The organism is Mesorhizobium sp., assembly GCF_024509055.1.
Taxonomy (GTDB): domain Bacteria; phylum Pseudomonadota; class Alphaproteobacteria; order Rhizobiales; family Rhizobiaceae; genus Mesorhizobium.
Genome location: NZ_JANINM010000031.1, coordinates 1 through 6831, shown reverse-complemented (window position 1 = coordinate 6831; position 6831 = coordinate 1). Strand labels below are relative to the sequence as shown.

Here is a 6831-nt window from a genome sequence, read left to right as displayed (position 1 = left end):
CCATGATGATCATGCCGGTCTTGCCGGAGACGAAATTGTCGAGGAACGGACCGGTCGTGTTGGCGTCCGCCGTCGCCATCGCCGGATTGCTCGCGCCGGACTTTATCAAGTCTTCATAGAGCGCGAACGTCTCGCCGGCCTGGGGACTGTCCAGCGCCGGCTTGCCATCTTTTACCAGGTTGCCACCATTGGAGACGAGCAGCGAGGCGAAGGGATGGACCACCCCCGCCGCCCAGGAGTTGATCATGCCGAAGCCCTGCTGGCCCTTGTCCTTGTCGGTCAGCCTGGCGGCGGCATCCTTGAATTCGGCCCAGGTCTTGGGCGGCGCGGCAATGCCCGCTTGCTTGAACAGTTCCTTGTTGTAGTTCAGCGCATAGACATCGATCTCGTTCGGGATGCCATAGAGCGCGCCGCCGACCGAGGCGGCGCTGACGATGCCCGCCGGCCACGCGGCTTTCACCTCGTTCGCCACCGCTTCAGGGGCAGGGGCGACAAGCTTGTCTCGCACGAGCTCGGGCAGCCACAGGTCGTAGATGCCGCCGATCGTCGGCCCGTCGGAGCCGCTGCCCTGCGAGCGCAGCGTGGTCAGCAGATCGCCGAACGGAACCGCGCGCACGCTGATCGCGATGTCCGGATTGGCTTTCGAAAAATCCTTGGCCGCCGCTTCCAGCAGCGCAACGGTCTCGGGCGACCAATGGGTCAGATAGGAGATGTTGACCGACTGCGCCCAGCTGGTCACCGGAAGCGCGACGAGACCCGCGGCCAGAGCCAGTTTCGAAATCCAGGCGAGCGACATCGGCATCCTCCACATAAGCCGCGACAGTAACGTGACGTTATGACGAGTTAAGGGCTTGATGCAAGCCCCGATCTGGAGAGACTCCGTGGCAATCGGCTGGTCGAAAAATTCGGCAGCTGCCTTCTACTCCAATTTTTTTATATTTTACAAAGCTTTGTGATCAGTCAGAGCTTTCGCATCGATATCGAGTGGGGCCCGTTTGGCGGCCTCTGCCTCTTGCGAATGCCATCATGTCGTTATAATGACTTTGCGAAAAAGTAGACGACACTGCGGCCTAGCCGCCGGGCGAATGCCTCAAAGATCGAAAAAATGGGAGAACTGGCAATGAGCATGCTTTCAATCCACCGGCGCGCCGCGCTTGGCCTGATCGGCGGCCTCGCCGCCGCCTGCGCCGGCGTCCTCACCGCACTGCCGGCACGAGCCGACTCGACGGTGACGCTGTGGAGCTGGCGCACCGAGGACGAGGCCGCCATGCACCGCATTTTCGAAGCCTTCGAGAAGAAGAATCCGGGTATCAAGGTCGATATCCAGTTCACGCCCGACGCGGATTATCAGAATCGCCTGAGCACTGCGCTGCGCGGCGGTCGCGGGCCTGACATCGCCCAGCTCAAGGCCTATGGCGAGTTGCAGCCCTTCATCGACGGCGGCTATCTCGACGCGATCGACGACAGCGTGACGGAATTGAAGAACATGCCTGACGCCGCCCTTGGCGGCGCGCGCGGCCGTGCCGATGGCAAGCTCTATGGCGTGCCCTATTCAGTGCCGATGATGGGTGTCTTCTACAACGAGGAGATCTTCGCCGCCCAAGGCATAGAGGTTCCGAAAACCTACAAGGACTTCGTCGCCGCTTGCGAGAAGCTCAAGGCAGCCGGCATCACGCCGATCGCCAATGGTGGCGCCAACGGCTCGGCCTGGGAATTGGAGATCGGCGTCGGTGTCATCGGCCCGACCCTCTACGGCCCGGGTTTCTATGACGAGATGATGAGCGGCAAGGCGACCTTCGAGGATCCGCGCTATGTCGCGGCGTTGAAGCGCTTCGCCGAACTCAAGCCGTATTATTCCGACGGCTTTGCCGGCATCGACTACACCACAGCCACGCAGCAGTTCATCGGCGGTAAGGCGGCAATGTTCTTCGGCGGCTCGTTCGAGAATGGCAGCTTCAAGTCGCAGAACCCGAAGCTCAAGTTCTCGATGTTCTCGTTCCCGGCCGACGACGCTTCAACCAAGCTCTACACCTCAGCCTTCTCCGACGGCTCCTATGGCCTCGTCTCGGAAAGCCAGAACAAGGAAGCCGCGATCAAGGTGCTGAACTTCATGGCCTCGGCAGAGTTTGCGCAGTTGTTCGCCGACGAGCTCGGTTGGCCGCCTGCCCGCACGGACGTCACGGTCAAGGACCCGGTGCTGTCCAAGATGATGGAGATGTCGAAGAACTCGACGCCTTACCTGACGCTGGTCGGCTTCCGCTGGCAGACGCCGACCGCCTCCTCGGTGCTGCAGTCCGAGATCATCGACATGGTCGAGGGCAATGTCGCGCCGGAGAAGCTGGCCGCCGACATGCAGGCCGCCGTCAGCACCTGGTTCAAGCCCAAGCAGTAGATGGCGGCCGCGTCGCGGCCGCTCTCCACCCATACCTGAGCAGAGCATGAGCAAGCCCCGCCGCACGACCAGCCTCCAGCGCACGCAGCAGCGCATGGCCGTGCTGTTCATCCTGCCGGCGTTGGCCGTCTACGGGCTGTTCGTGCTCTACCCGTTGCTGCTCTCGCTGTGGGGCAGCTTCTTTGCCTGGAAAGGGCTGCGCATGCAGGAGTTCGCCGGGCTGGCGAATTTCTCGCGGCTGTTCGTCTTTCCGAGCGGCGCGCGGCTCTATGGCGCGCTCTGGCACAACGTTGCCTGGTTCTTCGGCATCATGCTGCTGCAGAACGGGCTGGGCCTGCTGTTCGCCTGGCTGCTCTTCCTGCGCGACAGGGGCGCGGCCTTCTTCCAGTCGGTGTTCTTCTTCCCGGCGGTGCTCAGCCCCGTCATCGTCGGCGCGCTGTGGCGGCTCTTGCTGGCGCCCGGCGGCATCGTCGAATGGGCGCTGAACGGCCTCGGCCTTCACCAGGGCAGCCTGACGGTGCTCGGTAACAGCCACACCGCGCTCGGCATGCTGATCGCCGTCGACGCCTGGAACTGGATGGGATTGCCGGTGCTGATCTACACGGCGGGCCTTCGGCAAATCTCGCCGCAGGTGTTCGAGGCGGCGAAGCTCGACGGCGCCGGCAATGGGCGCATGCTGTTTTCGATCGCGCTGCCGCTCTTGATGCCGGCGCTCGGCACGCTGACGACACTCTCCTTCATCAACACCTTCAACCAGTTCGACATCGTCTATGTGATGCAGGGCGTACAGGGCAATCCGAGCTATTCGACCGACACGCTGGTGACCTATTTCTACCGGCTGGCCTTCGGCGCGGAGGGCGCCGTCGGCATCACCGACATCGGGTTGGCACTGGCGCTCGGCACCATGCTGTTCCTCATTCTCAGCATCGGCACGCTTCTGATGCTGCGCTTTTTCGACAAACGGACGGTGCAGCTATGAGCACGCTGTCCCTTCAGCAAAAGCTGGCCATCCCGCAGAGGCTGGCGCGTCTGCCCGGCTGGACCATACTCCTGGTCTGGACGGCGGCGGTGCTGTTGCCGCTCTACATCCTCGTCGTTTCCTGCTTCAAGACGACGGCGGAGATCTACGACAACCGTCTCGGCCTGCCGCAAAGCTGGGCCCTGGACAATTTCGTCCGAGCCTGGACGCGGGCCAATCTCGGCCACAACTTCATCAACAGCCTGATCGTCACCGGAGGCGCGGTGATCCTCACCATCGTCGTCTCGGCGATGGCCGCCTATCCGCTCAGCCGTTACAAGCTCGGCTGGAACGGCATCATGCTGGGCCTCTTCCTCTCCGGCATCATGTTGCCGATCAGGCTGGCCTCGGTCGAGCTGTTCACGCTGATGCGCGGCCTCGGCCTGCTCGATTCTCTCACCGGGCTGATCCTCGTCTATTCGGCGATCCGCATTCCCTTCGCGGTCTTCATCTTCGCCAATTTCATGCGCGTGCTGCCGTCCGAGCTGGATGAAGCGGCGCGCATGGATGGCGCCGGCGAGACGCGCATCCTGTTCCAGATCGTGCTGCCAATGGTGAAGCCAGCGGTGTCGATCGTCGCCATCTTCACGGCGATCGCGGTGTGGAACGACTTCTTCTTCCCGCTGATCTTCATCTTCGACGATCGCTACAAGACTGTGCCGCTGGCCATCAGTGTGTTCGTCGGACAGTTCCGCACCGATTGGGGCCTGGTGTTCGCTTCGCTGGCGATCTCCATGGCGCCGATCCTCATCATGTATTGTTTGCTGGCGCGCCAGATTCGCGAGGGCGTCGGTGCCGGGGGAGGCATGAAATGATCGAGGACAAGATCTATGCCGCGCGCTCGATCCTGGTCGTCGGGGCGCATGCCTTCGATGCCGAGGTCATCGCCGGACCTTTGGCGGCGGCGGCCGCGCGCGGCGGAGCCAAGGTCACCTTCCTGCATCTCTCGATGGGCGAGCAGGGCCATCCCTGTCTGATCCCGGAACACTATTCGGCGCAGAAGGCGGACGAGGCGGAGAAGGCCGCGACCCGCCTCGGTGTCGCGATGCGCAACATGAAGCTACGCGACGCCTTCCTGTCCAATGACAACGCGACCGCCTTGCAGGTCTGCGACGTCATCCGCGAGGTGCAGCCGGAGGTCGTCATCACCCACTGGCACGGCAGCTGGCACAAGGATCATCGCGCCGCGGCGCACCTCACCCAGACCGGCATTTTCTTCTCGGCGTTGCCGACGCTGAAACGCGCCCATCCGGCGCATACGCCGCAGCTGCTGCTCTTCGGCGAGAACTGGGAGGACGACGAGGGTTTCCGCCCGGAGCATCTTGTCGATGTCAGCGCCGGCTTCGACGCCTGGCACGAAGCGGTGATGGAGTATGAGCTGGCGCGGGGTTTGAGCAGCTTTCCCTATGTCGACTATTACAGCGCGCTCTACCGGCTGCGCGGCTGCCTGCGCGGCACGCGGCACGCGCAGGCCTTCATGACCGCGTCGCATTCCTGGAATGCGGGCAGCGGGCTGTTCGCGCCGCCTGCGGATCGGGGGTGCGACACATGACGCGGGTTCTCGCCATCGATCTCGGCGGCACCAATCTGCGCGCCGCAGTCTATGCCGGCGACGTCGCCGCGATTTCGCAACACATCCGCGAGCCGGCGCCGCAGGCCCTTGACGCCTTCGCCGCACGCGTCCGCGCGCTTGCGGCGGCGGGCGAGGCCGAAGCGATCGGGCTTGCGGTGCCGGGACTGACCGAAGGCTCGGTCTGCCGCTGGATACCGAACCTGCCTTGGCTCGACGGCGTCGATATCGCGACGCTTTTTCCCGGCATGCGCATCGCGGTCGGCAACGACGCGCAGATCGCGCTGCTCGCCGAGGCAGCCGAGGGGGCGGCCAAGGGCGCATCCGACGCCATCCTGCTTGCGATCGGCACAGGCATCGGTTCGGCGGTGCTGGCCAACGGCCGCATCGTCGCCGGCGCGCATGGCGGCGCCTGTTCCTTCGGCTGGGCCTGCGCGGACACGCAAGATCAGGGCGAAGAGCGCAGCGGCTGGCTGGAGCGCGCCGCCTCGGGCCGGGCGCTCGATGCGCTCGCCGCACAGATCGGGTTCGCGAGCGGTGGCGAATTGATCGCCGCCGGCCGGGCCGGGAACTCAGCGGCATTGGCGTTGCTGGAAGAGCCGGCACAGGCGCTGGGCACGGCGCTTGCCGGCGCCGTCGGCTTGCTCGACCCGGGCGTCATCCTGGTCTCGGGCGGCCTGGCCGAGGCGCTGGATGTGATCGCGGCGCCGCTGCTTGCGGCGCTGCGGCGGCAACTGCCGCCGCATCTGCGCGACATCGAGATCAGGCCGGGCGTCTTCGGTTCCCGCGCCGGCCTGGTTGGCGCGGCGCTGGCAGGACAGGCGGGAAGCGGGTGGAGGCAGATCCGATGAGCGAAGCGAGCTTTCAGCAGCCGGACCGCAGGCGGCCGGAACCGCTCTGGTATCAGGTCGAGGAGGCGATCCGCGCCATCGTCAAGAGCGGCGAATGGGCGACGGGAGACCAGATCCCGGCCGAGGACCGGCTTGGCGCGCTGTTCGGCGTCAGCCGCATCACGCTGCGCCACGCGCTGCGCAACCTGGAGGAAAGCGGTCTGCTCAGGCGCGAGCACGGCCGCGGTACGTTCGTACGCTCGGCCACGCTGGTCGCCGGCACGCGCGAGCTTACCTCCTTCACGCAGGAAATGGGCAATATCGGCGTGGTCGCGGGCTCCCGCCTGCTCGATTGCAGCCTGACCACGGCCAATGCGGCTGCGGCCGGCGCGCTGGAGATCGAGGAGGGCGATCCCGTGGTGCGCATCCGGCGGCTGAGGCTCGGCAACAACGAGCCGATCGGCATCCAGACGGCGCAACTGGCGGCCGCGCGCGTGCCTGGTTTCCTCGATGCCGGCCTGCTCAAGGGGTCGCTCTACGAGGCGCTGGAGCGTGAGTACGGCATCGTTCCGGTCGAGGCGCGCGAGAACTACCGTGTCGGCGCCGTCAGCGCGGCCGATGCCGAACTGCTCGACCTGCCCGAGGGAAGCCCGGCCTTCGTGGTCGAGCGCATCACCATCGACGAACGCGGCCCGTTCGAATTCACCGTCTCCGTCATGCGCGGCGACCGCTACGAGATCCGCTCGACCCTGCGCGCGGGCCGGGGGCCGTCGAACCCGCGAAGCTGATTCATCATCCCAAGCCGACACGACAACAGGAGTACCCAAGTGTCCGATCTCTATATTCCGCGTCTTACCGCTCTCCTCGAACAGGCCTCGAAAGCCAATGAAGAGGCTTTCGGCCAGGCGGCGAGCCGCTTCGCCGACACGCTCGAGAATGGCGGGCTGGTCCATCTCTACGGCTCGGGCCACTCGGTGCTGCCGGCGCAGGAGATGTTCCCGCGCTATGGCAGCTATGTCGG

The 6831-nt window shown here is 65.0% G+C and carries 8 protein-coding genes; 7 read left to right on the top strand and 1 reads right to left on the bottom strand.

The genetic code is table 11. The annotated features are described in order from the left end of the window. A partial coding sequence (locus tag Q0L57_RS02205; RefSeq protein ID WP_296737384.1) for an extracellular solute-binding protein occupies positions 1-796 on the bottom strand: 796 nt, incomplete at its 3' end. Positions 797-1120: 324 nt separating this feature from the next. On the opposite strand from Q0L57_RS02205, the gene Q0L57_RS02200 reads away from it, so the two are divergent. The 7 genes from Q0L57_RS02200 to Q0L57_RS02170 all read left to right on the top strand — a co-directional run. Next, positions 1121-2392, top strand: a complete 1272-nt coding sequence (locus Q0L57_RS02200; RefSeq protein ID WP_296737382.1) for an extracellular solute-binding protein — start codon at positions 1121-1123, stop codon at positions 2390-2392. Between the two features lie 46 nt (positions 2393-2438). Beyond that, entirely contained in the window at positions 2439-3371 is a 933-nt protein-coding gene (locus Q0L57_RS02195) for a carbohydrate ABC transporter permease (protein ID WP_296737380.1), read from the top strand. Continuing rightward, the gene (locus Q0L57_RS02190) at positions 3368-4225 is read left to right on the top strand and encodes a carbohydrate ABC transporter permease (protein ID WP_296737378.1); all 858 of its coding nucleotides are present in this window, start codon (positions 3368-3370) and stop codon (positions 4223-4225) included. Before Q0L57_RS02195 ends, Q0L57_RS02190 begins: the two co-directional genes overlap by 4 nt. Next, entirely contained in the window at positions 4222-4962 is a 741-nt protein-coding gene (locus Q0L57_RS02185; protein ID WP_296737375.1) for a PIG-L family deacetylase, read from the top strand. The genes Q0L57_RS02190 and Q0L57_RS02185 overlap by 4 nt, the downstream gene beginning before the upstream one ends. Further along, a complete protein-coding gene (locus tag Q0L57_RS02180; RefSeq protein WP_296737372.1) occupies positions 4959-5831 on the top strand; it encodes an ROK family protein in 873 nt (290 codons plus the stop codon). The genes Q0L57_RS02185 and Q0L57_RS02180 overlap by 4 nt, the downstream gene beginning before the upstream one ends. Continuing rightward, on the top strand, positions 5828-6598 hold the full coding sequence (locus Q0L57_RS02175) for a GntR family transcriptional regulator (RefSeq protein ID WP_296737369.1): 771 nt from the start codon (positions 5828-5830) through the stop codon (positions 6596-6598). Before Q0L57_RS02180 ends, Q0L57_RS02175 begins: the two co-directional genes overlap by 4 nt. Before the next feature lie 39 nt (positions 6599-6637). Further along, the coding region (locus tag Q0L57_RS02170; RefSeq protein WP_296737366.1) for an SIS domain-containing protein at positions 6638-6831 on the top strand (194 nt) is incomplete at its 3' end.

Coding starts and splice junctions, on each gene's coding strand:
- Q0L57_RS02195 (WP_296737380.1), top strand. CDS start 2,439: ATGAGCAAGCCCCGCCGCACGACCAGCCTCCAGCGCACGCAGCAGCGC.
- Q0L57_RS02175 (WP_296737369.1), top strand. CDS start 5,828: ATGAGCGAAGCGAGCTTTCAGCAGCCGGACCGCAGGCGGCCGGAACCG.
- Q0L57_RS02190 (WP_296737378.1), top strand. CDS start 3,368: ATGAGCACGCTGTCCCTTCAGCAAAAGCTGGCCATCCCGCAGAGGCTG.
- Q0L57_RS02180 (WP_296737372.1), top strand. CDS start 4,959: ATGACGCGGGTTCTCGCCATCGATCTCGGCGGCACCAATCTGCGCGCC.
- Q0L57_RS02200 (WP_296737382.1), top strand. CDS start 1,121: ATGAGCATGCTTTCAATCCACCGGCGCGCCGCGCTTGGCCTGATCGGC.
- Q0L57_RS02185 (WP_296737375.1), top strand. CDS start 4,222: ATGATCGAGGACAAGATCTATGCCGCGCGCTCGATCCTGGTCGTCGGG.